The organism is Oleiagrimonas sp. MCCC 1A03011 (assembly GCF_003267965.1).
Classification (GTDB): Bacteria; Pseudomonadota; Gammaproteobacteria; order Xanthomonadales; family Rhodanobacteraceae; genus Oleiagrimonas; species Oleiagrimonas citrea.
In genome coordinates this window covers 228,979-250,626 of the sequence record NZ_MSPY01000001.1, presented here as the reverse complement: position 1 = coordinate 250,626, position 21,648 = coordinate 228,979, and the positions used below count along the sequence as shown (strand labels likewise).

Sequence of the window (21,648 nt, the reverse complement as noted above, 5' to 3'; positions counted from 1 at the left end):
ATATTCCACACGGGGGCCGACATGTTCCGGCGTTTCGATCGCGACCGCGTTATCGCCTTCGCCCGCTTCGTCTGGCAGCGCTTCGTCGACGACAAGTGCTTCGAGACCGCAGGTGCGTTGTCGTACACCACACTGTTCGCGCTGGTGCCCCTGACCGTGGCCGTGGTCAGCATTCTCACGGCCCTTCCGATGTTCCAGGGCTGGACCGATGTGCTGGCCAACTTCCTGTTCCGCAATTTCGTGCCGGCGGCGGGCGACGCGGTACAGAAGTACGTGCTGGAGTTCGCCGGCAACGCCAGCAAGCTGACCGGCATCGGCATCGTGGTGGTGCTGCTTTCGGCGCTGATGATGCTGTCCAGCATCGAGGAGCGCTTCAACCGCATCTGGCGGGTGCAGACCAAGCGCTCGACGGTGTCGCGCTTCATGATGTACTGGGCGGCGCTGACGCTGGGGCCGGTGCTGGTGGTGGCCGGACTGACCCTGACCTCGTACCTGGCTGCGGTGCCGCTGCTGGGCCGGGTCAGCGACGGTGTGGAGCTGAAGCGCCATCTGCTGGGCGTCCTGCCGTTCCTGGTCAGTGTGGCGGGCCTGTTCGGCATGTACTGGCTGATCCCGAATCGCAAAATCAAGCGCCGCTATGCACTGGTCGGCGCGTTGCTGGCGGCTGTGTTGTTCGAGATCGCCAAGTGGGCCTTCGCCGCCTACGTGCGCAGCGTGCCGTCCTACCGCGAGATCTACGGCGCGCTGGCGGTGGTGCCGATCTTCCTGGTGTGGATCTATCTGTCCTGGGTCATCGTGCTGCTGGGGGCGTCGATCACCGCCTCGATCTCGGCGTTCGACTACCGTCCGCACGAGGAACGGCTGCCGAAGGGCGCGGAATTCCTCGGGCTGATGCATCTGCTCAAGCATTTCGTGGTGGCGCAGCGCCAGGGGCGCGCGCTGGGCGAGAGCGATCTGAAGGTATGCGAGCGCTTCGTGTCCGACGACCTGCTGCAGCGCTATCTGGGCGATCTGAACGAGGCGGGTCTGATTCGTCGCACCGAAGAGGACGAGTGGGTCATGACGCGCAGCCTGGACACTTCCACGCTGATGGAAATCTACGAGGCCGGGCGGTATCGTCTGCCTCTCGACGAGCCCCTGCTGCACCAGTTCAGCCAGGGGCTGCCGGAGCCGTTGCGCAGGCAGTTGGGCGAGCTTACCGAGTCCCTGCGCGCCACGCTCGGCATCCACCTGTCCGAGTTGTTCGTCTTCCCCAACGCGGGCGCCGATCGCGACGCCGCGAAAGTCAAAGCGGAATCCTCATGAAACGTCTTTTCCTGTTGATGTGCCTCGGTCTCCTGCTGGCCGGCCTCGGTTCCGTTTCGCATGCGAGCGGTACGGATGCACTGCCGACCCTGAAGGTCGACACGCTCGCCGGCAAGTCGTTCGACCTCGCCGCGCAGCGCGGCAAGTGGGTCATCGTCAACTACTGGGCGACTTGGTGCCATCCGTGCATCCACGAGATGCCGGCGATCTCGACCTTCGTCCAGGATCACGATGACGTCACCGCCATCGGCCTGGCCTATCAGGATGCCGATCCGGTGGACCTGCGGGCGTTCCTGAAGAAGCATCCCGTCAGTTATCCGATCGCCAAGGTCGATCCTGCGCATCCGCCGGCCGCCTTCGGTGCGCCGCTGGGCTTGCCGACGACCTACCTGATCGCGCCGGACGGCCACATTGCCAAGCGCTTCGTCGGTCCGATCACGCCCGCCGACCTGAAGAAGGTCATCGATGCGGCGAAGTGAGGCGCCGATGACGGCGGCGCGTTTTCTCGTGTCGGGACGGGTGCAGGGCGTGTTCTACCGCGCGTCCACCCGCGAGCAGGCGTTGCGGCTCGGACTGAGTGGTTCGGCGGTCAATTTGGCCGACGGACGCGTCGAAGTCATCGCCGAGGGGGCGCCCGATGCCATCGATGCGTTGGAGCGGTGGCTGCACGAAGGCCCGCCCGCAGCCCGGGTCGAGCAGGTCGAGCGCAGCACCTTCGCGGCGGATGTGGCGCCGGGATTCCGTACCGGCTGAATTCAGTGTCGAGGCTCGATCCAGAAAGACGGATCGGCCAGCTGTTCACGTCCAGGTTGTTCGCGCAAGGCGGGCAGGTCGAGCGCCGCCGTGGGCACGGTGGTGTCCGGTAGCCGGTCGAGCAGATGGCGCAGCAGATTCAGGCGACCGCGGCGCTGATCGTTGTAGTCGACTACGAACCAGGGCGCGTGCGGGGCGTGCGTGCGTTCCAGCATCACGTCGCGCAGGCGGCCGATCTCGGCGTACTTCTCGCGCGCGGCGACGTCGATGGGCGAAAGTTTCCAGCGCTTGAGCGGGTCCTGGGCACGCTCGGCGAAGCGCTCTTCCTGATTCGCCTGGTCGACGGCCAGCCAGTACTTCAGCAGCAGGATGCCGTCGTCGGCCAGCATGCGTTCGAAGATCGGACATTCATCGAGGAATTGCGCGTACTGCGCCTGCGTGCAGAACCCCATCAGCGGCTCGACGCCGGCGCGGTTGTACCAGCTGCGATCGAACAGCACGAATTCGCCGGCAGCGGGCAGGTGCGCGACATAGCGCTGGAAATACCACTGCGTGCTCTCGCGGTCGCTGGGTTTGGGCAGGGCGACCACGCGATAGCTGCGCGTGTCCAGATGCTCGGTGATGGCGCGGATGGTTCCGCCTTTGCCGGCCGCGTCGCGGCCCTCGAAGATCACCATCAGTCGGCGCCCGCTGGCGCGCAGCCAGCGGCTGACGCCGATCAGCTCGGCCTGCAGGCCTTCCAGCGCGTCCTCGTAGTCCTTGCGTTTCATCGGTCCGCCTCCGTCGCGATGATCGCAGCGTAGCAGGCGGGAGGCCGAAAGGGTCAGCCGCTTTCGCCGAGCGATTTGAGCTGCTCGGCCTGGTCCTCGGCGGTCAGTGCATCGATCAGTTCGTCCAGGTCGCCGGCGAGCACTTCGCCGAGGCGGTACAGCGTCAGGTTGATGCGATGGTCGGTGATGCGCCCCTGCGGGAAGTTGTAGGTGCGGATGCGCTGGCTGCGGTCGCCGCTGCCAACCTGCAGACGGCGCGAGGCGGCTTCTTCGGACGCCTGTTTCTCGCGCTCGGCCTCCAGCAGCTGCGCCTTCAGGCGTTTCATGGCCTTGTCGCGGTTGGCGTGCTGCGAGCGCTCGGTCTGGCATTCGACCACCACGCCGCTGGGCAGGTGGGTGATGCGGATCGCCGAGTCGGTCTTGTTGACGTGCTGGCCGCCGGCGCCGGAGGAGCGGAAGGTGTCCACGCGCAGGTCGGCCGGGTTGATCTCGATCTCGCCGATGTCCTCGGTCTCGGGAATGATCGCCACGGTCGCGGCCGACGTGTGGATGCGGCCCTGCGACTCGGTCTCGGGCACGCGCTGCACGCGATGTGTGCCGGATTCGAATTTCAGCCGCGAGAAGGCGCCGCGCCCGACGATGCGCGCCACGATTTCCTTGTGCCCGCCGTGCTCGCCGGCGTGGTCGGATTCGACCTCCACCTTCCAGCCTCGCTGTTCGGCGTAGCGCGTGTACATGCGGAACAGGTCGCCGGCGAACAGCGCGGCCTCGTCGCCACCGGTGCCGGCGCGGATTTCCAGGAACAGGTTGGCTTCGTCGCGCGGGTCGACCGGCAGCAGCAAAATTTGCAGCTCCGCGTCGAGCTCGGCGATGCGTGCTTCCAGGCGGCGCACGTCTTCGGCGGCGATCTCGCTCAGTTCGGGGTCGTCCAGCATGCCGCGCGCGTCGGTCAGCTCATGCTGTGCGCGCTCGTGCTCGGCAAGGGCGGATTTCAGCGGCTCCAGCTGCGCATATTCGCGCGACAGGTCGCGGAAGCGGTCGGTGTCGTCGATCACTTCCGGTTGCGCCAGCAGCAGGCTGATTTCCTCGTGGCGCTCGGCCAGCGTCTGCAGTTTGCGGCGTATGGAAGGCGTCATGGCGACCGGTTGGCGACAACGGGATGGCCGGTCAGGATAGCGTGCCGGCGGCGCAGGCGGAACGCTAGGCTAGCGCTCGTCGGGCGTCTTGTCCGGATCGGCGGTCAGGCCGTACAGCCGCTCGGCGGCGTTGAGCAGGTCCAGGTCGCCGGACAGCGCCGCTTCGCGCAGGCTCGCGCTGGGGGCGTGCAGCAGCTTGTTGGTCAGCGTGTTGGCGAGGAAGGCCAGCGCCTCCTCGGGCGACTTGCCGCGTTCGATCATGCTCTGTGCGCGACTGAGCACTTCGTCGCGATGGTTCTCGGCGTTGGCGCGCAAGTCGAGCACCGGATTGCGCAGGGTCAGCGCGCGGCGCCAGTTCATGTAGCGGTCGACCTGCAGGTCGATGATGGCGCCGGCCTCGTTGGCGGCCATTTCGCGCGAGCGCAGGTGTTCGTCGATGACCTGGCGCAGATCGTCGATGCCATACAGGAACACGTCGCGCAGTTCGGCCACGGCCGGTTCGATGTCGCGCGGCACGGCGATGTCGACCATGAACATCGGGCGGCGGCGACGCGTGGCGATGGCGGCCTCGACCATGTCGCGGGTAATCACCGGCTGTCGCGCGGCGGTCGAGCTGATGACGATGTCGGCTTCGGCCAGATGCTTGCCCAGGTCGGACAGGGCGATGGCGTAGCCGCCGTGCTGATGCGCCAGCGTCTGCGCGGTTTCCAGTGTGCGGTTGGCGACCAGCAGGCGTTTGACCTGTTTCCCGGCCAGGTGTCGCGCGGCCAGCTCGATGGTGTCGCCGGCGCCGACCAGCAACACGCAGGCGTCGCGCAGATCGGTGAAGACCTGTTCGGCCAGGCGCACGGCGGTGAAGGCGACGGAAACCGTGTGCGCGCCGATGCGCGTGTCGCTGCGCACTCGCTTGGCCACGGCGAAAGTGTGCTGCAGCAGGCGGTCCATCGGCGGGCCCAGCGTCTGCACTTCGCGCGCCATCTGGTAGGCGTCCTTGACCTGGCCGAGAATCTGCGGCTCGCCCAGCACCATCGAATCGAGTCCGGTGGCGACGCGGAAGATGTGTCGCACCGCCTCGTCCTCGTCGTGGCGATACAGGAACTCGTCCAGCTTGTCCGCGGTCAGGTGATGATGCTGGTGCAACCATTCGGCCGGCACGTGCTCGGCGCCGGCATGGACGCTGCAGTAAAGCTCGGTGCGGTTGCAGGTCGACAGGATCAACGCTTCGTCCACGCCGTTCTGCAGGCGCAGGTCGCTCATCGCACGACGTGCGTTGTCGCCGTCGAACGCAACCTGTTCACGCAGGCTGACGGGCGCAGTGAGGTGGTTGAGCCCGAAGGCGACGAGCGGCATAGGAAATCGTGGTGGCGGCAGCTTGGTTACGGGCAGCAATAGGCTAAGCTGTCCCGACGGCCGGTCGCTGGCGTTACCGGCCCCATACGGAGGTAAATTGTGCGCAGCAGTCACGCCAAGTTCAAGCAATGGCGGCATTTTGCAGCAGCAGCGATGCTGCCCATGGTGTTGTTCGGGTGCACTTCGATGCCCACAAAGACCGCGCAGCGGCCTGCGGACGGCAAGCAGCCGCTGCACACCCTGTCGGTCGCGACCCCGGATGCCGATCACGACGTGGCCGCGCTGTTGATGCAGGCCGAATTCGCGCTCGGCAAGGGCGACCTGCGCGCCGCGCAGAAGGGGTATGCCAAGGCCAGTCAGCTATCCAGCGATCCCAAAGTGGCCGAGCGTGCCGTGGGCCTGGCGCTGGCCCTGCATGATAGCGCCGCCGCGCAACAGGCTCTGGCGCGCTGGAAGGCCCTGGGTGCCGACGAGGCGGGACTGCAGCGCGCGCGCGCGCAGATCGCACTGGATCAGGGACGTACTGAAGACGCGCAAAAAGCCTTGATGGCGCTGACCGAGCGCGGCAGCAAGCAGGACTGGCAGCGTTTCGGCAAGGTGCTGCTGGGCGCACGCGATGCTGCGCAGGCGGGGCAGTTGCTGGAAAAGATTGCTACACCGCAGCGACTTCCGAAAGACGAGCTGGCCTGGCTGGCGATGAGCGAACTGGGTCAGAAACTCGGTCGCTACGCCTACGCGCAGCAGATTGCCGACATCGCCGCCGAGCGTTTCCGGAGCAGTCAGACCTATGCCTGGGCGGCGCAACTCCATGCGCAGCGCGGCGAAGACCAGAAGGCGCTCGCGCTGTATGCAAAAGCCGTGTCCGCTTCGCCGCAGGATCTCGATGCGCGCATGGCCTATGCCGGTCTACTGGCCAAGAACGGGGACAACCAGGGCGCCGAGCGCGTGCTGGCGAAGGGACCCCAGAATTCGCGCAGCTTCGCGGCGCGCGCGGCCTTTGCCGCACGCACCAAGGATTTGCCTGCGCTGAAACGCATCTACGGCGAATTGCGCAAGGCGCCGGATGACGTGCGGGAGTCGAGCTACTACCTGCTTGGTCAACTGGCTTCACTGCTGGACAAGCCGCAGGAGGCCGTCGATTGGCTGGCCAAGGTGCCGTCCGGCGACGAACATGCGTTCGATGCCGGTGTGCGGCGCGCCGTACTGCTGCAACAACTGGGCAAGCCGGCGCAGGCGCACGCGCTGGTCAAGCGTATGCGTGACGACCATGCCGACAAGGCGGATGTGGTGCAGCGACTGGATCAGGTCGACGCCGAGCTGTACATGCGTGGCGGCGACTATGCCAAGGCAGCGGTGGCGTACACGCGCGCACTGAGCGCGGACAAGCACGATGCCGAGTTGCTCTACGGGCGTGGTCTGGCCTACGCAGAGGCCGGCGACATCGATGCCGCAGTGGCTGACCTGCGCGCTGTGCTGCGGTTGAAGCCCGACGACATCAATGCCGTCAATGCACTGGGCTATACGCTGGTCGACGCCAATCGCGATCTCGATCAGGCAGAGAAACTGTTGACCCGGGCGCATGCCGCGCAGCCGGATGATCCGTCCATCACCGATTCCTGGGGCTGGCTGCAGTATCGACTGGGTCATCTGGACAAGGCCGAAGCGGCGTTGCAGGAATCCTGGAAGAAGCGTCCCGATCCCGAAGTCGGCGCGCATCTGGTGCAGGTGCTGCTCGACCTGGGCAAGCGAACGCAGGCCGGGGAGGTCTATCGAGACGCGTTGAAACTGGATCCGGACAACCGGCACCTGCTTGCGCTGAAAGGGAAGCTGTAACCGTGAACATCCGTCATCTGCTGCTCGGCGCCGCGATCCTGGCGCTGGCGGCCTGCGCGCCGGTACGGATCAAAGGCGACCATGCCATGCTCGGCGCGCAGCAGGCACGCGAGGCGAAGCTGTCGGCGCGCAACCACTGGACCATCCAGGCAAGGCTGGCGGTGACGGACGGCAAGCATGGCGGCAGCGGCAGCCTGACCTGGACCCAGAACGGCGACCGTTACGATTTCACCCTGCGCGCCCCGGTCACCGGGCGCAGTTTCCGCCTGCGCGGCGGCCCGGATGGTGCGGAGCTGGACGGGCTGGATCAGGGCACGCTCTACGGCGTCGACGCCGAGCACCTGTTGGCGCGGGCGCTGGGCTGGCGCGTGCCGCTGCAACAGCTGCGCTATTGGGTGAAGGGACTGCGCGCGCCGGGTGGCAAGGCGAAGTTGCGCTTCGGCGAGAACCATCTGCCGTCGCTGCTGCAGCAGAATGGCTGGAACGTGGAATACCGCGACTGGTTCGCCGGCAGCGATCCAAGCGTGCCGCGCAAAGTCTTCGCCTCCATGGGCAACTATCGTGTGCGCGTGTCCATCCAGCGCTGGTCCTGGTTCAAGCGATGAGCGCGTGGAGCGTCTGGCCGGCGCCGGCCAAACTCAATTTGTTCCTGCGCATCGTCGGTCGGCGTGCGGATGGTTACCATCTGCTGCAGACCGTGTTCCGGCTGCTCGACTGGGGCGACGACGTCCGCGTCCGCGTTCGCGATGACGGGCAGATCACGGGGGGCTCTGGTGTTGAAGGTGTGTCGCCCGAGCAGGATCTGGTGCTGCGGGCTGCACACATGCTGCAGCAGCGTGCCGGCTGCACGCTCGGCGCGGATCTGGCCGTGGACAAGCGGATTCCGCTGGGTGGAGGGCTTGGCGGCGGCAGTTCCGACGCGGCGACGACGCTGGTTGCATTGAATACGTTGTGGAGAGCGGGCCTGGATATCGACGAACTGGCGGATCTGGGGCTGCGGCTCGGCGCGGATGTGCCAGTATTCGTGCGTGGCCGCAGTGCCTGGGCTGAAGGGGTGGGTGAGTGCATCGAGCCGTTGTCGCTGCCTGCCGCTAGCTATGTCATCGTGGATCCAGGTGTGCATGTGTCCACGCAGGCGCTTTTTCAGTCGCCCGAATTGACACGAAATGCGCCCGAGGCGACAATTTCGAGCTTCCTGGAGGGACATGTCACGGATAACGCCTTCGCGCCGTTGGTGCGGGCGCGGCATGTGCGAATCGACGACGCGATGACCTGGCTCGGCCAGTACGGCGCGGCGCGATTGTCCGGAACCGGAGCGTGCGTATTCCTGGAAACGGAAACGCGCGAGGCCAGCGAGCGGATTGCCGCGCGCTGCCCGGAACCGTTCAGGGCCTTCGTGGCCGGTGGCGTCGACACGTCGCCGTTGCGTACGAAGGCGGACCGTTCAAGCATTGGGGCGTAGCCAAGCGGTAAGGCACCGGGTTTTGATCCCGGCATGCGCAGGTTCGAATCCTGCCGCCCCAGCCATTTTTCGCAGCGCGCATGCGTCCGACGCAGCGCGTACATCGGGGTCCGCCCCGGTCTTCTCGAAACATCGCCAAGCGGAGAACGAACTGTGGATACGGCTGGCCTGATGCTGTTCACCGGCAATGCTCATCACAAACTTGCCGAGGACGTCGCGCACCGGCTGGCGGTGCCCCTGGGCAAGGCGCTGGTCGGTCGCTTCAGCGACGGCGAAACCCAGGTCGAGATCGAGGAGAACGTGCGCGGGCAGGACGTCTTCGTCCTGCAGCCGACCGGCGCACCGACGGCCGAGAACTTCATGGAGCTGTTGGTGCTGGCCGACGCGCTGAAGCGCGCCTCGGCGACTTCGGTGACCGCGGTGATGCCGTATTTCGGCTACGCCCGGCAGGATCGCCGCCCGCGCTCCGCGCGTGTGCCGATCACCGCCAAGCTGGCGGCGAAGATGATCGGTGCGTCCGGCGTCGACCGCGTGCTGACCGTCGATCTGCACGCCGACCAGATCCAGGGTTTCTTCGATATTCCGGTCGACAACGTCTACGCCTCGCCGGTGCTGCTGGCCGACATCTGGCGTCGTCACAACATGGACGACATCATCGTGGTCAGCCCTGATGTTGGAGGCGTGGTGCGCGCGCGCGCCATCGCCAAGCGTCTGGACGATGCCGATCTGGCGATCATCGACAAGCGCCGTCCGAAGGCCAACGTGGCCACGGTGATGAACATCATCGGCGACGTGTCGGGCAAGTCCTGCGTGCTGGTCGACGACATTGTCGACACCGCCGGCACGCTGTGTGCGGCCGCCGCGGCGCTGAAGGACCAGGGCGCCAAGCGCGTCGAGGCCTACTGCGTGCACGCAGTACTGTCCGGCGCCGCCATCGACAACATCAACGGTTCGCAGCTGGACCAGCTGGTGGTGACCGACACGCTGCCGTTGTCGCCTGCTGCCGCGGCCTGCGAGAAGATCCGCCAGCTTACGGTGGCCGAACTGCTGGCCGAGACCATCCGGCGCATGGCCGGCGGCGAATCGGTCAGTTCGCTCTACGTGGACTGATGCACCGGGCCGCGCATGCGGCCGGTTTTTGCCCTATAATCGCCGGTTTGCCGGCTGGCGACGGGCGGCATTCCAAGGATTTCATCGTTCTCCTGGTCGCGGGAGAACGTTTCTTCCGCCGCAAGGCGGGCTTTTCAACCGAGGCAACAATCATGGCAACGATTCACGAAGTGAACGCCGAAGTTCGCAGTGACGAGGGGAAAGGTGCGAGCCGCCGCCTGCGTCACGCGGGCATGGTTCCGGCGATCGTCTATGGCGGCGACAAAGCGCCCCAGAGTATCCAGATCGAGCACCGCATCGTTATGGCGCTGGCCAAGAACGAGTGGTTCTTCTCGTCCGTGCTGGACCTGAACGTCGGCGGCAAGACCGAGAAGGTGCTGCTGCGCGACTGGCAGAAGCATCCGTATAAGCTGCAGATGATGCACATGGATTTCCAGCGCGTGCGTGCCGGCGAGAAGCTGCACACCGCCATCCCGCTGCACTTCCTGAACCAGGAGAAGTCCCCGGCCGGCAAGACCTCCGGCGTGGTGGTTTCGCACAACTTCACCGAAGTCGAGGTGGCCTGCCTGCCGAAGGATCTGCCCGAGTACATCGAGGTCGATCTGTCCAACATCGACCAGGGCGACATCATTCACCTGTCGGAGCTGAACCTGCCCGAGGGCGTGGAGATTCCCGAGCTGCGTCACGGCCCCGAGCATGACCTGCCGGTCGTCACCGTGCATGCGGTGAAGGTCGAGGTCGAGCCGACCGAGGGCGAGGAAGGCGAGGAAGCCGCCGCCGCGCCGAGCGCCGCCGCCGAAGGGTCGTCCGCCGAGGGCGACGCCGGCGAGGACAAGTAAGCGCATCCGCGCCGCGCTTCCTCGCGAAGCGCGGCGCCATGCCTTGCATCCATGGCAGGTCTGCGTCTCATTGTCGGTCTGGGCAATCCCGGAGCCGAATATCTCGGAACCCGGCACAATGCCGGGTTCTGGTTTGTCGACGCCCTGGCGCGCGCCGAGGGCGAGACGTTCACGGCGGACAGCAAGCTGCACGGCATGTCCTGTCGCGTGCGCATCGGCGGCGAGCCGGTGTGGCTGCTGAAGCCGTCCACGTTCATGAACAAGAGCGGCATCGCCGTGGCATCGGCGCTGCGCTACTACAAGATTCCGGCCGACGAGTGCCTGGTCGTGCATGACGACCTGGATCTCGATCCGGGCGTCGTGCGTCTGAAATTCGACGGCGGACACGGCGGCCAGAACGGCCTTCGCGACATCATGGCCCATCTCGGCCACGGCAAGTTTCATCGTCTGCGGGTGGGCATCGGTCATCCGGGCGTGCGCGATCGCGTGACGCCCTGGGTGCTGGGACGCCCGTCGGCACAGGACGAGGACGCCATCATGATCGACGGCATCGCGCGCGCGCTCGACGTGCTGCCGCTGGCCGTCGAGGGTCGATTCAACGAGGCGATGAAACGCCTGCATACCAGTGCGGCGCAATAAGGCGCGTAGGCGCCGGCGTCGCGTTCGTTCTCCCGTTACACGGAATCCAGTCTGATGGGTATCAAATGCGGCATCGTCGGTCTGCCCAACGTCGGCAAGTCGACTCTCTTCAACGCGCTGACCAAGGCCGGCATTGCGGCGGCCAATTTTCCGTTCTGCACCATCGATCCGAATGTCGGCGTGGTGCCCGTGCCGGACCCGCGTCTGAAGGCGCTGTCCGACATCGTGCACCCGGAGCGGGTGGTGCCGACCTCGATCGAGTTCGTCGACATTGCCGGCCTGGTCGCCGGCGCCTCCAAGGGTGAGGGTCTGGGCAACAAGTTCCTGGCGCACATTCGCGAGGTGGACGCCATCACCCACGTGGTGCGCTGCTTCGAACACGGCGACATCGTGCATGTGTCCGGCAAGGTCGATCCGATCGCCGATATCGAGACCATCGACACCGAGCTGGCGCTGGCCGATCTGGAATCGGTGGAGAAGGCGCTGAACCGCGTCGAGCGCGCGGCCAAGGCCAATGACAAGGATGCCCTGGCGCGTCGCCCGGTGCTGCAGAAGCTGGCGGCTGCGCTGAGCGAGGGCCATGCCGCGCGCTCGGTGGAGCTGGACGACGACGAGCGCGCCCTGGTGCGCGACATGTTCCTGCTGACGCTCAAACCGCTGATGTACATCGCCAACGTGCGCGAGGACGGCTTCGAGAACAATCCGCATCTCGATGCGGTGCGCGCGCGCGCCGAGACCGAAGGTGCCGAGGTGGTGCCGGTGTGCGCCGCCATCGAGGAAGAGATGGCGCAGCTGGATGATGCCGATCGCGACGAGTTCCTGGCCGATCTGGGTCTCGATGAGCCGGGCCTCGACCGCGTGATCCGCGCCGGCTACAAGCTGCTCGGCCTGCAGACGTACTTCACTGCGGGCGTGAAGGAAGTGCGCGCCTGGACGGTCAAGCGCGGCGCGACCGCGCCGCAGGCAGCGGGCGTCATTCATACCGATTTCGAGAAGGGCTTCATCCGCGCCGAGACCGTCGGCTACGACGATTTCATCCAGTACAAGGGCGAGAGCGGTGCCAAGGAAGCCGGGCGTCTGCGACTGGAAGGCAAGGACTACATCGTCAAGGAAGGCGATGTGCTGCACTTCCGCTTCAACGTCTGATACCGGCGAGCGCCCGGCCGCGTGGCGGCCGGGCGAAGCATTCGGTCAGCGGTCTTCCTGCATCATCTTGCGCTGAATCTGGTCGAGATAATCATCCAGTTCCTGCACGGTCACGAAAATCTCATTGACCGGTACCGCCTTGACGATATCGAACACCTTGCGTACCTGCGGCTGTGGATTGAGCAGCAGCGTGTGCCCGTTGCGCGTACGCATCTGCTTGCGGATCTTTGCGAAACTGCGCAGACCGGCGCTGCTGATGTACTCCAGGTCCTGCAAGTCGAGCACCACGGTGCCTCCCTCGAGGAGCGGGGCCAGTTTCTGCTGCGTCTCGCTGTCGAATTGTCCGAAATTGCTGGCGTCGAGGCGGCCTTCCACGAAGAGGGTGATGCGTTCCGGCGAAGTCGATTCGGTACGGATGTTCAGCGTCATGACTCGGATTCCATGCGAGGGTTGTTGACGAAGCGAAGCTGCAGGTGGTTGCCCTGGGCGTCGTGCGAGTAGGTGAGTTCGCTGGCCATGGCGCGCACGAGGTGGATGCCGAAGCCGCCGACCTGTTCCGGATCGGCGGCGCCATCGGTGGTGGTGGGTGGCGGTTTGGCTTCGAGCGGATTGAACGGGTGGCCGTCGTCGCGCAACGAGACGTGGACGTCTTCTTCGCATTCCAGCCGCAGCCGGATGCATCCGTCGGCCTTCGCGACGTGTCCGTGTTCGACCATGTTGACCATCAGTTCCTCGAGCACCAGTCGGACATCCGCGCGCACGCTGCTCGGGATGCCGGACGCGGTCATGGTCTGGTCGCATCGTTCGAGCGCTGCGAATACGTCTTCGAGTTGGCTGGGAAGATCCAGTTCGAGCATGTCGGAGGCTTGTTCGTCTGCGGTGTGACACCAGCTCAGCGCGAGGATCGTGATGTCGTCGGCCTGGTCGGCATGGCCCACGAAGTGGTCCAGGTCCGACAGCAGCCGGCGTGTGTATTCGCTGGCGTGCTCGGGGCGCGGAGCATGGTCGAGCACCTTCAGTGCGCGCTCGATGCCGTACATCCGCATTTGCGCATCGTTCGCCTCGGTGATGCCGTCGGTGTACATCATCAGGGTATCACCGGCGTGCAGTTGCACGGTGCGGCTCGGGTAGGAGGCGTCCTCGTCGAGTCCGATCGCCGGCCCGGTTTCGGTCTCAATCAGGTGGGCACCGCCTTCGCCGCACAGGATGATCGGGTCATGCCCGGCGCTGGCTAGCGTGAGCTTTCCGTTGCGCAGATCCAGCACGCCGCACAGCAGCGTCACGAACATGCAGCTGTCGTTGCCGACGCACAGTTCCTGATTCAGGCGCTTCAGAATCTGCTGTGGCGACAGTGTGTGCGCTGCTAGTGCCTTGGCCAGGGTGATGGTGCGCGCCATGAACAGAGCGGCCGGTATGCCTTTGTCGGAGACGTCGCCGACCATCACGCAGAAATGCCGGTGATCGAGCATGAAGTAGCTGTACAGGTCGCCGCCGACCGCGCGGGCAGGGCGCAGGCACGCATGCAGTTCGAAGCGTGAGGTGTGTGCTTCGATGTAGTGCTCGCTGGGCAGCAGGGAGGTCTGGATCTGCTGCGCGATTTCCAGTTCGCTGCTCAGCCGCTGTTGTGCGCGGACGGCTTCGGTCAACTGCTCGATGTGTGCGGCCAGTTCTTTGCGCATGGTGTCGAAGGCCTGCGTCAGTCGGCCGATTTCGTCATGACCGCGAACGGCAGGCAGTTCAAATTCGGTTTCGCCCCGTGCGATGTGCTCGGCACGCGCGGTGAGCACGCCCAGCGGCGCGAGTGTGCGCCGGGTCACGACCAGCAGCATGACGGCGATGCACAGCAGGGCCAGCAGGCCGACACTGAGGTCGATGACGAAAAGGCGGCGCAGCGGTGCGTAGATGCGCTGCTCGGGAATCAGCATGCCGAGCGACCAGTACGATCCATGGATGGGGGCGCCGTACAGCCAGGAGGTTTCGCCGAGATCCGGTGCGTGGTTGGTCGACAGCAGGGTGGGCGTTCCGGTACGTGCAGCCAGAGCCTTGAGCAGGGCCGGGCTGCCGGCATGCCCCGTCAGGTCGTGCTCGTCGTGCGCCAGATACTTGCCATTGCCACCCATGACGAAAGCCTGGGCGCCATCCGGCTTGTGCAGCGCGCCGAGTATGTCCTGCAGCCAGTCCAGGCTGACGTCGGCGTTGACCAGGCCGACCGGTCGCCCCTTGCGCACGATGGCAACGGAGAAATTGATGAGCCAGCGATGCCGGGACTTGGAGAAAAAGGGACGCTGCCAGCAGCCGGCTCGGCAGGTGAGGCCGCCCAGGAACCAGTTCTGCTCCCAGTACTGTGTGGGGTCGTCGCGCAGGTCGCGCTCATGCAGCATGCCTTCGCTGTCCCGGCTGACGAAAGGCGCGTGTGCCGTCTGTCCATCCTCTGGTCGGAAGGCCACGGCCAGGCCGGACAGGTCGTGATTGGCCTTCAGGGCCTGATGGAGGATTTTGTCGGTCTCCGGCGCCGGGCGGTCGATGAGGGCGGCCAGTTGCTGTGTCGAGACCATCACGCGATCCAGACGCGCCTCGATGCGGCTGGCCGCGCTTCGCGTGAGTGCGCCGGCCTCGCGATGCGTGTGGGCGAGGATGGTGTCGCGCGTATGTGTGAAGAGAATGGTTCCGCTGATCGCAAGAACCAGGGCGGAGCCCAGCAGGGCCCATAGGGCGAGTCGTGGAGCGATACTTATGCTTCGCCATCCCATGACGACATCTCCTTGTGTGGCCGGGCGATCGATCGGGTGCGGCGCGATCACTGCTGCTCCGGGGATATTGACGCATAATGGCCGTTCCTGAACGAACAGCGGATCATTTGCATGTCCGGAATGCAGCGCGAAGTCACATTTCGTTTCCTGGCTCAGCCCACCGATGTCAATTTCGGCGGCAAGGTGCACGGCGGGATGGTGATGAAATGGATCGACCAGGCCGGTTACGCGGGTGCGGTCGGATGGAGTGGCGCTTACTGCGTGACTGTGGCGGTGGGCGGGATCCAGTTTGTGCAGCCGATTCTTATCGGCGATCTGGTCACCGTGCATGCGAAGCTGATCCATACCGGGACCTCCAGCATGCATTTCGCCGTTGACGTGTTGGCGCGCGACCTTACGCATGGCAAGGAGCGTCTGGCGACGAGCTGCGTCATCGTGTTCGTGGCGCTGGACGGGCCGGACGGCAAGCCGACGCCGGTTCCGGCCTGGGAGCCGAAGGATGACGGTGACCGCACGCTGCAGGAGTACGCGCAGCGATTGATCGAGCTGTCCAAGCGCATGGAGCAGGAGGTTGCGCAGTATCGGCCGCCGCTTCGTCATGAAGACGTGGGTGGCTGAGGCCCGTTCGATGGCTTGAGGGCGGAGCGGTTGGTACAGGTTCTCGACCGATTGCGATCATCGCCCTCGGAATGAGGAGGGCATTGCCGAGTCAGGGTTGCGCTTGGGTGCGGTGGGGTTTGAGCGGTAGGAATTCATACGCATATGTTCCTCGGTGCTCGGCTTTTCGCATCGATCTGTGCGAAATGACTTGGCAATGTCGTCGCGATCAGCCAGAATACGCGCCCCGCCGATGCGGACCTCGCGCAGCATGCACATGGTCTTCGTTCGGCACGGCAAATAACGCGCCGAAAGTCGCCCTGAAGTGTTGACACATCCGGGGTCGGTCGCGAAAATAGCCGGTCTTTGTTGGAGGGATACCCAAGCGGCCAACGGGGGCAGACTGTAAATCTGCTGGCTTACGCCTTCGGTGGTTCGAATCCACCTCCCTCCACCATTTCATTCGCCTCCGGTGTGTGTGAAATGGTGAAGCAAAACAGAGTGGTGCAAGCGTCGGTTTCGGTGCTGCGCAACTCGAAGCGATGTACCCGCCGGGCGGGAGTAGTTCAATGGTAGAACCTCAGCCTTCCAAGCTGATGGTGCGGGTTCGATTCCCGTCTCCCGCTCCATTGACCTCCGGTCATGCGGAACTTCTGCTCATGTAGCTCAGTCGGTAGAGCACTTCCTTGGTAAGGAAGAGGTCACAGGTTCGATTCCTGTCATGAGCACCACTTTTCACGGGGCGCTCTTGCGTCCTGATTTTGTGTTTTCCATTTTGATTCCATCGGGGTTTGGCAGTCATGTCCAAGGAAAAGTTCGAGCGAACCAAGCCGCACGTGAACGTGGGCACGATCGGTCACGTTGACCACGGCAAGACGACGCTGACGGCGGCGCTGACGAAGGTCGGTGCGGAGAAGTTCGGCGGCGACGTGAAGGCCTACGATCAGATCGACGGTGCGCCGGAAGAGAAGGCGCGCGGTATCACGATCTCGACCGCGCACGTTGAGTACGAATCCCCGACGCGCCATTACGCGCACGTGGACTGCCCGGGCCACGCCGACTACGTGAAGAACATGATCACGGGTGCGGCGCAGATGGACGGCGCGATCCTGGTGTGCTCGGCCGCGGACGGCCCGATGCCGCAGACGCGCGAGCACATCCTGCTGTCGCGTCAGGTCGGCGTGCCGTACATCGTGGTGTACCTGAACAAGGCCGACATGGTCGACGATGCCGAGCTGCTGGAGCTGGTCGAGATGGAAGTGCGCGAGCTGCTTTCCAACTACGACTTCCCGGGCGACGACACGCCGATCATCACCGGCTCGGCGCTGAAGGCGCTGGAAGGCGACGAGAGCGAGATCGGCGTGCCGTCGATCGTGAAGCTGGTCGAGGCGCTGGACAGCTGGATTCCGGAGCCGGAGCGCGACATCGACAAGCCGTTCGTGAGGCCGGTCGAGGACGTGTTCTCGATCTCCGGTCGCGGTACGGTGGTCACGGGTCGTGTTGAGCGCGGCATCATCAAGGTGGGCGAGGAAGTCGAGATCGTCGGCATCCGTCCGACCACCAAGACCACCGTCACCGGTGTGGAAATGTTCCGCAAGCTGCTGGATCAGGGCCAGGCGGGCGACAACGTGGGTCTACTGCTGCGCGGCACGAAGCGTGACGAAGTCGAGCGCGGCCAGGTTCTGGCCAAGCCGGGTTCGATCACCCCGCACACGAAGTTCGAGGCCGAGGTGTACGTGCTGTCGAAGGACGAGGGTGGTCGTCACACGCCGTTCTTCAAGGGCTACCGCCCGCAGTTCTACTTCCGCACGACCGACGTGACGGGTGCCTGCGAGCTGCCGGAAGGCGTCGAGATGGTGATGCCGGGCGACAACGTGAAGATGAAGGTCGAGCTGATCGCGCCGATCGCGATGGACGAAGGCCTGCGCTTCGCGATCCGCGAAGGTGGCCGCACCGTCGGCGCCGGCGTCGTTGCCAAGATCTTCGAGTAAACGCAGTACAGGTGTCGACCGAGCTGAAATGTGGTTCGGTCGACTCCAGATGAAGTTTGTGGCCGGCGGTCCGTGCAAGCGGTCCGCCTTGGTCATTTCGACGCGATAGAATTCATTCATACGGCAGTAGCTCAATTGGCAGAGCAGCGGTCTCCAAAACCGCAGGTTGGGGGTTCGATTCCCTCCTGCCGTGCCATCCAGGGTGCGCATGAACGCGAAGGCTGAACAAACCAACAAGTCGAGTGCTGGCGATAAGCTGATGCTGGCGCTTGCCGTGCTGGTGCTGGCGGCCGGTATCTTCGGCTTCTACTGGTATGCGAATGCGGCGCAGTCCTTGCGCGCCGGTATTCTGGTCGGTGGCCTGGTTGTTCCGGCCGGGCTTGTCATGTTGACCAGCTACGGTCGTCGCATTCGCCACTTCCTGGCCGAATCGCAGTTCGAAATGCGCAAGGTGGTCTGGCCCAATCGCGACGAGACGGTCAAGACCACAATCATCATTCTCATTGTCGTGGTGATCCTGGCCCTGCTGCTGGGCGCGATCGACATGCTTCTGAAGACGGTCGTCCTCGAGTGGCTTCTCAAGCTCGGAAAGTGAGGGTAAGGGCATGAGCAAGCGCTGGTATGTGGTGCACGCCTATTCGGGCTTCGAGAATCAGGTCAAGCGTTCCCTTGAGGAGCGTATCCGTCGCATGGAGATGGAGGCCAAGTTCGGCGAGGTCCTGGTGCCGACCGAGGAAGTGGTCGAAATGCGCGCCGGTCAGAAGCGCCGTAGCGAGCGGAAGTTCTTCCCTGGCTACGTGCTGGTGCAGATCGAGACCGACACCGAAGGCAAGGCGCCGCGCATCGACGACGAGTGCTGGCATCTGGTCAAGGACACGCCCAAGGTAATGGGCTTCATCGGCGGTACCGCTGATCGTCCGCAGCCGATCAAGGACAGCGAGGCCGACACGATCCTCAGTCGTGTGCGCGAGGGTGTCGAGAAGCCGCGTCCGAAGGTCTTGTTCGAGCCGGGTGAGATGGTCCGCGTCATCGACGGTCCGTTCAACGATTTCAACGGTGTGGTCGAAGAAGTCAACTACGAGAAGAGTCGCCTGCGCGTCGCGGTGCTCATCTTCGGGCGCTCCACGCCGGTCGAGCTGGAATTCGGGCAGGTGGAGAAATCCTGACCCGCGGGTAGCAAGGCTTGTAAGAAGCTGTTTTCCCGCCTATACTAGGCTGTTCACGCCGTTCCTTTTGGGGTCGGCGTGTACGCGTTTGTGGCCCGGCGGAGCCGAGGCCGTCCCGTCATCAAGGATGGTGTGAAGCGAGGAGCCGTCAGGCGCTTGCACTCGCAAGGAAAATAACATGGCAAAAAAAGTCATTGGATACATCAAGTTGCAGGTGAAGGCCGGTCAGGCCAATCCGTCTCCGCCCGTCGGTCCGGCGCTGGGTCAGCGCGGTCTGAACATCATGGAATTCTGCAAGGCGTTTAATGCCGCCACGCAGAAGATGGAGCCGGGTCTGCCGATCCCGACCGTCATCACGGCGTATTCCGACCGTAGCTTCACCTTCATTACCAAAACCCCGCCGGCCTCCGTGCTGCTGCGCAAGCTGACGGGCGTGAAGAAGGGTTCGTCCAAGCCGAACACCGACAAGGTGGGCAAGGTCACCCGTGCCCAGCTCGAAGAGATCGCCAAGCAGAAGGAGCCGGATCTGACGGCTGCCGATCTGGAAGCCGCGGTGCGCACCATTGCTGGTAGCGCGCGCAGCATGGGCCTGGTGGTGGAGGACTAAGTCATGGCGAAGCTCACGAAGCGTTTCAAGGCAATGCAGGGTCTGGTCGAGCCGGGCAAGACCTATCCGCTCAGCGATGCGCTGTCCATGATCAAGGACAACGCCAAGGCCAAGTTCGTCGAGTCCATCGACGTGGCCGTGCGCCTGGGTATCGATGCGCGCAAGTCCGATCAGGGTGTGCGCGGTTCCTCGCTGCTGCCGCACGGCACTGGTAAGACCATCAAGGTCGCGGTGTTCTGCCCGGCCGGTGAGAAGGCCGAGGCCGCCAAGGCCGCCGGCGCCGACGCCGTCGGCATGGAAGACCTGGCCGAGCGCCTGCAGGGCGGCGATCTGGACTTCGGTCGCGTGATCGCCACGCCGGACGCCATGCGCGTGGTCGGCAAGCTCGGTCAGTTGCTGGGTCCCCGCGGTCTGATGCCGAACCCGAAGGACGGTTCGGTCACGGCCGACGTGGTCACCGCGGTGAACAACGCCAAGGCCGGTCAGGTGAAGTTCCGCAACGACAAGGCGGGCATCATCCACGCCAGCGTCGGCAAGGCGGATTTCGACGTCGAGAAGCTGGCGGACAACATCAACGCGCTGGTGTCCGACCTGCTGAAGGCCAAGCCGGCGACGGCCAAGGGTCAGTACCTGCAGAAGGTTTCGGTGTCCAGCACGATGGGCATCGGTATCGCCGTCGACACTTCGACGCTGTCGGCAGGCAAGTAAGAATTAAGTCCCGTTCGGCTCTCGGGCCGGGCGGGCAGTTTTTGGGGGCAACATCCGGTATATCCGGATGAAGCCGTCAAAGACCGCAGGCGGCTCGAGCGGTCGCTCCGGAACGGCAAGGACGCGCGTGTTTAGCGATGGAAAGGTCCCCGGAGTGCTCATGAAAGCCTTAATCGGTCCCAACCGGCCTGCGTAGATGGTGCTGCCCGAACAGGTTTCATCCTGGAACGGCCACCAAGTCGGCATCGAACGATGCCGGGGGACCGCAAGGACGTGGTTTCCATAACCCGCTTGGGAGCGGTGGCGCGAAGGATGCGTCGCCGATCCGGTTCGGAGGAAGCAATGGCGCTCAATCTCGCGCAGAAGAAAGAGGTCGTTGCCGAACTGGCGAACGTGGCCGCCTCGGCTCACTCGCTGGTCGCCGCCGAGTATCTGGGTCTCACCGTCGAGCAGCTCACCGAGCTGCGCAAGAAGGCGCGCGAGTCCGGCGTGTTTCTTCGCGTTGCGAAGAACACCCTGGTTCGTCGTGCAGTGGAAGGTACCGACTACGAAGGTACTTCCGACCAGCTGGTCGGTCCGCTGCTGTATGCCTTCTCGGTCGAGGATCCGGGTGCCGCCGGTCGACTGGTGAAGGAATTTGCCAAGGCCAATGACAAGCTGAAAGCCAAGATCGTGGCTATCGGCGGCAAGGTGTATCCGGGCTCGCATGTCGAAGTCCTGGCTTCCCTGCCGACGCGCGATCAGGCGCTCAGCATGCTGCTCAGCGTGATGTCGCAGCCGGCCACCCAGCTGGTCCGTCTGTTGTCGGAGCCTGCCTCTCAGGTCACTCGCGTGATCAACCAGGCCGGGCAGCAGAAGGCCGCCTGACGTTTCGCCCTACGGCAATCCCATTCAAACGTAACAGTCGTTTTTCCAGGAGTTATCAAGATGTCTCTCAGCAACGAACAGATCATCGACGCGATCGCCGAGAAGTCCCTCGTCGAGGTGATGGAGCTGGTCAAGGCGATGGAAGAGAAGTTCGGCGTGTCCGCCGCCGCTCCGGTCGCCGTGGCTGCTGGCCCGGCCGCCGGTGGTGCCGCCGCCGCCGCCGAGGAGCAGACCGAGTTCGACGTGGTCCTCGCCGCCGCCGGTAGCAACAAGGTCTCCACCATCAAGGCCGTGCGTGCCATCACCGGTCTGGGCCTGAAGGAAGCCAAGGACATGGTCGAAGGCGCCCCGCAGACCCTGAAGGAAGGCGTGAGCAAGGACGAGGCCGAGAAGTTCAAGAAGGACCTCGAGGAAGCCGGCGCCAAGGTCGAGCTGAAGTAAGCGGCGCCTTGCGCGCTGCATACTCGACCCGAAGCACAGCGAGCCTGGGGGCGAGAGCCCCCGGGCTTTGCCTGTTGAAGCAAAACCCGTAACCCGGAAGAGGGCGATGGGCCATCGGCACTTGCGAATGATCGCGAGCGTCGATTTCCGATCTTCGTTTTCCAACTTTAGCCGGTGT

23 protein-coding genes and 5 tRNA genes are annotated in these 21,648 nt (G+C 64.6%); 23 read left to right on the top strand and 5 right to left on the bottom strand.

The window, feature by feature from the left end; genetic code table 11:
- The first annotated feature begins 21 nt into the window (after positions 1-21).
- The 3 genes from BTJ49_RS01195 to BTJ49_RS01185 are packed head-to-tail and all read left to right on the top strand — an operon-like array spanning position 22 to position 2,058.
- Positions 22-1,305 carry a virulence factor BrkB family protein gene (locus BTJ49_RS01195; RefSeq protein ID WP_113063536.1) on the top strand — a complete coding sequence of 428 codons (1,284 nt, stop codon included), beginning with the start codon at positions 22-24 and terminating at the stop codon, positions 1,303-1,305.
- On the top strand, positions 1,302-1,784 hold the full coding sequence (locus BTJ49_RS01190) for a TlpA disulfide reductase family protein (RefSeq protein ID WP_113063535.1): 483 nt from the start codon (positions 1,302-1,304) through the stop codon (positions 1,782-1,784). Before BTJ49_RS01195 ends, BTJ49_RS01190 begins: the two co-directional genes overlap by 4 nt.
- A gap of 7 nt (positions 1,785-1,791) precedes the next feature.
- Positions 1,792-2,058, top strand: coding sequence for an acylphosphatase (locus BTJ49_RS01185; RefSeq protein WP_113063534.1), 267 nt, complete (start codon positions 1,792-1,794; stop codon positions 2,056-2,058).
- 2 nt (positions 2,059-2,060) lie between these two features.
- On the opposite strand, the gene ppk2 is transcribed toward BTJ49_RS01185, so the two are convergent.
- From ppk2 to hemA, 3 genes are all read right to left on the bottom strand, one after another.
- The gene (ppk2, locus tag BTJ49_RS01180; protein ID WP_113063533.1) at positions 2,061-2,828 is read right to left on the bottom strand and encodes a polyphosphate kinase 2; all 768 of its coding nucleotides are present in this window, start codon (positions 2,826-2,828) and stop codon (positions 2,061-2,063) included.
- 53 nt (positions 2,829-2,881) lie between these two features.
- Positions 2,882-3,964, bottom strand: coding sequence for a peptide chain release factor 1 (gene prfA / locus BTJ49_RS01175; RefSeq protein WP_113063532.1), 1,083 nt, complete (start codon positions 3,962-3,964; stop codon positions 2,882-2,884).
- A gap of 69 nt (positions 3,965-4,033) precedes the next feature.
- A complete protein-coding gene (hemA, locus tag BTJ49_RS01170) occupies positions 4,034-5,314 on the bottom strand; it encodes a glutamyl-tRNA reductase (protein WP_113063531.1) in 1,281 nt (426 codons plus the stop codon).
- 186 nt (positions 5,315-5,500) lie between these two features.
- On the opposite strand from hemA, the gene BTJ49_RS01165 reads away from it, so the two are divergent.
- The 8 genes from BTJ49_RS01165 (at position 5,501) to ychF (ending at position 12,343) form a co-directional block, all read left to right on the top strand.
- Positions 5,501-7,147 carry a tetratricopeptide repeat protein gene (locus BTJ49_RS01165; RefSeq protein ID WP_113063986.1) on the top strand — a complete coding sequence of 549 codons (1,647 nt, stop codon included), beginning with the start codon at positions 5,501-5,503 and terminating at the stop codon, positions 7,145-7,147.
- Positions 7,148-7,149: 2 nt separating this feature from the next.
- Entirely contained in the window at positions 7,150-7,752 is a 603-nt protein-coding gene (gene lolB, locus BTJ49_RS01160; RefSeq protein WP_113063530.1) for a lipoprotein insertase outer membrane protein LolB, read from the top strand.
- Positions 7,749-8,609, top strand: a complete 861-nt coding sequence (ispE, locus tag BTJ49_RS01155; RefSeq protein ID WP_113063529.1) for a 4-(cytidine 5'-diphospho)-2-C-methyl-D-erythritol kinase — start codon at positions 7,749-7,751, stop codon at positions 8,607-8,609. Before lolB ends, ispE begins: the two co-directional genes overlap by 4 nt.
- Positions 8,600-8,674: transfer RNA gene (locus tag BTJ49_RS01150), tRNA-Gln, on the top strand. The genes ispE and BTJ49_RS01150 overlap by 10 nt, the downstream gene beginning before the upstream one ends.
- Before the next feature lie 88 nt (positions 8,675-8,762).
- Positions 8,763-9,719 (top strand): ribose-phosphate diphosphokinase, encoded by a 957-nt coding sequence (locus tag BTJ49_RS01145; protein ID WP_255420344.1) that lies wholly within the window; start codon positions 8,763-8,765, stop codon positions 9,717-9,719.
- A 152-nt stretch (positions 9,720-9,871) separates the two neighbouring features.
- The gene (locus BTJ49_RS01140) at positions 9,872-10,558 is read left to right on the top strand and encodes a 50S ribosomal protein L25/general stress protein Ctc (protein WP_113063528.1); all 687 of its coding nucleotides are present in this window, start codon (positions 9,872-9,874) and stop codon (positions 10,556-10,558) included.
- A gap of 51 nt (positions 10,559-10,609) precedes the next feature.
- Entirely contained in the window at positions 10,610-11,197 is a 588-nt protein-coding gene (gene pth, locus BTJ49_RS01135) for an aminoacyl-tRNA hydrolase (protein ID WP_113063527.1), read from the top strand.
- A 54-nt stretch (positions 11,198-11,251) separates the two neighbouring features.
- A complete protein-coding gene (ychF, locus tag BTJ49_RS01130; RefSeq protein ID WP_113063526.1) occupies positions 11,252-12,343 on the top strand; it encodes a redox-regulated ATPase YchF in 1,092 nt (363 codons plus the stop codon).
- A 45-nt stretch (positions 12,344-12,388) separates the two neighbouring features.
- Here ychF and BTJ49_RS01125 read toward each other — a convergent pair whose 3' ends face one another.
- A complete protein-coding gene (locus BTJ49_RS01125; RefSeq protein ID WP_113063525.1) occupies positions 12,389-12,772 on the bottom strand; it encodes an STAS domain-containing protein in 384 nt (127 codons plus the stop codon).
- The gene (locus tag BTJ49_RS01120; protein WP_113063984.1) at positions 12,769-15,093 is read right to left on the bottom strand and encodes a SpoIIE family protein phosphatase; all 2,325 of its coding nucleotides are present in this window, start codon (positions 15,091-15,093) and stop codon (positions 12,769-12,771) included. The genes BTJ49_RS01125 and BTJ49_RS01120 overlap by 4 nt, the downstream gene beginning before the upstream one ends.
- Positions 15,094-15,204: 111 nt before the next feature.
- Here BTJ49_RS01120 and BTJ49_RS01115 point away from each other — a divergent pair, with 111 nt between their 5' ends.
- From BTJ49_RS01115 to rplL, 12 genes are all read left to right on the top strand, one after another.
- Entirely contained in the window at positions 15,205-15,711 is a 507-nt protein-coding gene (locus BTJ49_RS01115) for an acyl-CoA thioesterase (protein ID WP_113063524.1), read from the top strand.
- A 350-nt stretch (positions 15,712-16,061) separates the two neighbouring features.
- A tRNA-Tyr gene (locus BTJ49_RS01110) sits at positions 16,062-16,147 on the top strand.
- Between the two features lie 98 nt (positions 16,148-16,245).
- Positions 16,246-16,319 (top strand) — tRNA-Gly (locus BTJ49_RS01105).
- A 26-nt stretch (positions 16,320-16,345) separates the two neighbouring features.
- Positions 16,346-16,421, top strand: a tRNA-Thr gene (locus tag BTJ49_RS01100).
- Between the two features lie 69 nt (positions 16,422-16,490).
- Positions 16,491-17,681 carry an elongation factor Tu gene (gene tuf / locus BTJ49_RS01095; protein ID WP_113063523.1) on the top strand — a complete coding sequence of 397 codons (1,191 nt, stop codon included), beginning with the start codon at positions 16,491-16,493 and terminating at the stop codon, positions 17,679-17,681.
- Between the two features lie 120 nt (positions 17,682-17,801).
- Positions 17,802-17,877 (top strand) — tRNA-Trp (locus BTJ49_RS01090).
- Positions 17,878-17,889: 12 nt separating this feature from the next.
- Positions 17,890-18,276 (top strand): preprotein translocase subunit SecE, encoded by a 387-nt coding sequence (gene secE, locus BTJ49_RS01085; RefSeq protein ID WP_113063522.1) that lies wholly within the window; start codon positions 17,890-17,892, stop codon positions 18,274-18,276.
- Between the two features lie 10 nt (positions 18,277-18,286).
- A complete protein-coding gene (gene nusG / locus BTJ49_RS01080; RefSeq protein WP_043101847.1) occupies positions 18,287-18,847 on the top strand; it encodes a transcription termination/antitermination protein NusG in 561 nt (186 codons plus the stop codon).
- A 178-nt stretch (positions 18,848-19,025) separates the two neighbouring features.
- Entirely contained in the window at positions 19,026-19,454 is a 429-nt protein-coding gene (gene rplK, locus BTJ49_RS01075) for a 50S ribosomal protein L11 (RefSeq protein ID WP_113063521.1), read from the top strand.
- A gap of 3 nt (positions 19,455-19,457) precedes the next feature.
- Complete coding sequence (rplA, locus tag BTJ49_RS01070) at positions 19,458-20,162, top strand: 50S ribosomal protein L1 (protein ID WP_113063520.1); 705 nt, start codon at positions 19,458-19,460, stop codon at positions 20,160-20,162.
- A 342-nt stretch (positions 20,163-20,504) separates the two neighbouring features.
- A complete protein-coding gene (rplJ, locus tag BTJ49_RS01065) occupies positions 20,505-21,029 on the top strand; it encodes a 50S ribosomal protein L10 (protein ID WP_113063983.1) in 525 nt (174 codons plus the stop codon).
- Between the two features lie 60 nt (positions 21,030-21,089).
- The gene (gene rplL, locus BTJ49_RS01060; protein WP_113063519.1) at positions 21,090-21,470 is read left to right on the top strand and encodes a 50S ribosomal protein L7/L12; all 381 of its coding nucleotides are present in this window, start codon (positions 21,090-21,092) and stop codon (positions 21,468-21,470) included.
- The last annotated feature ends 178 nt before the right edge of the window (positions 21,471-21,648 follow it).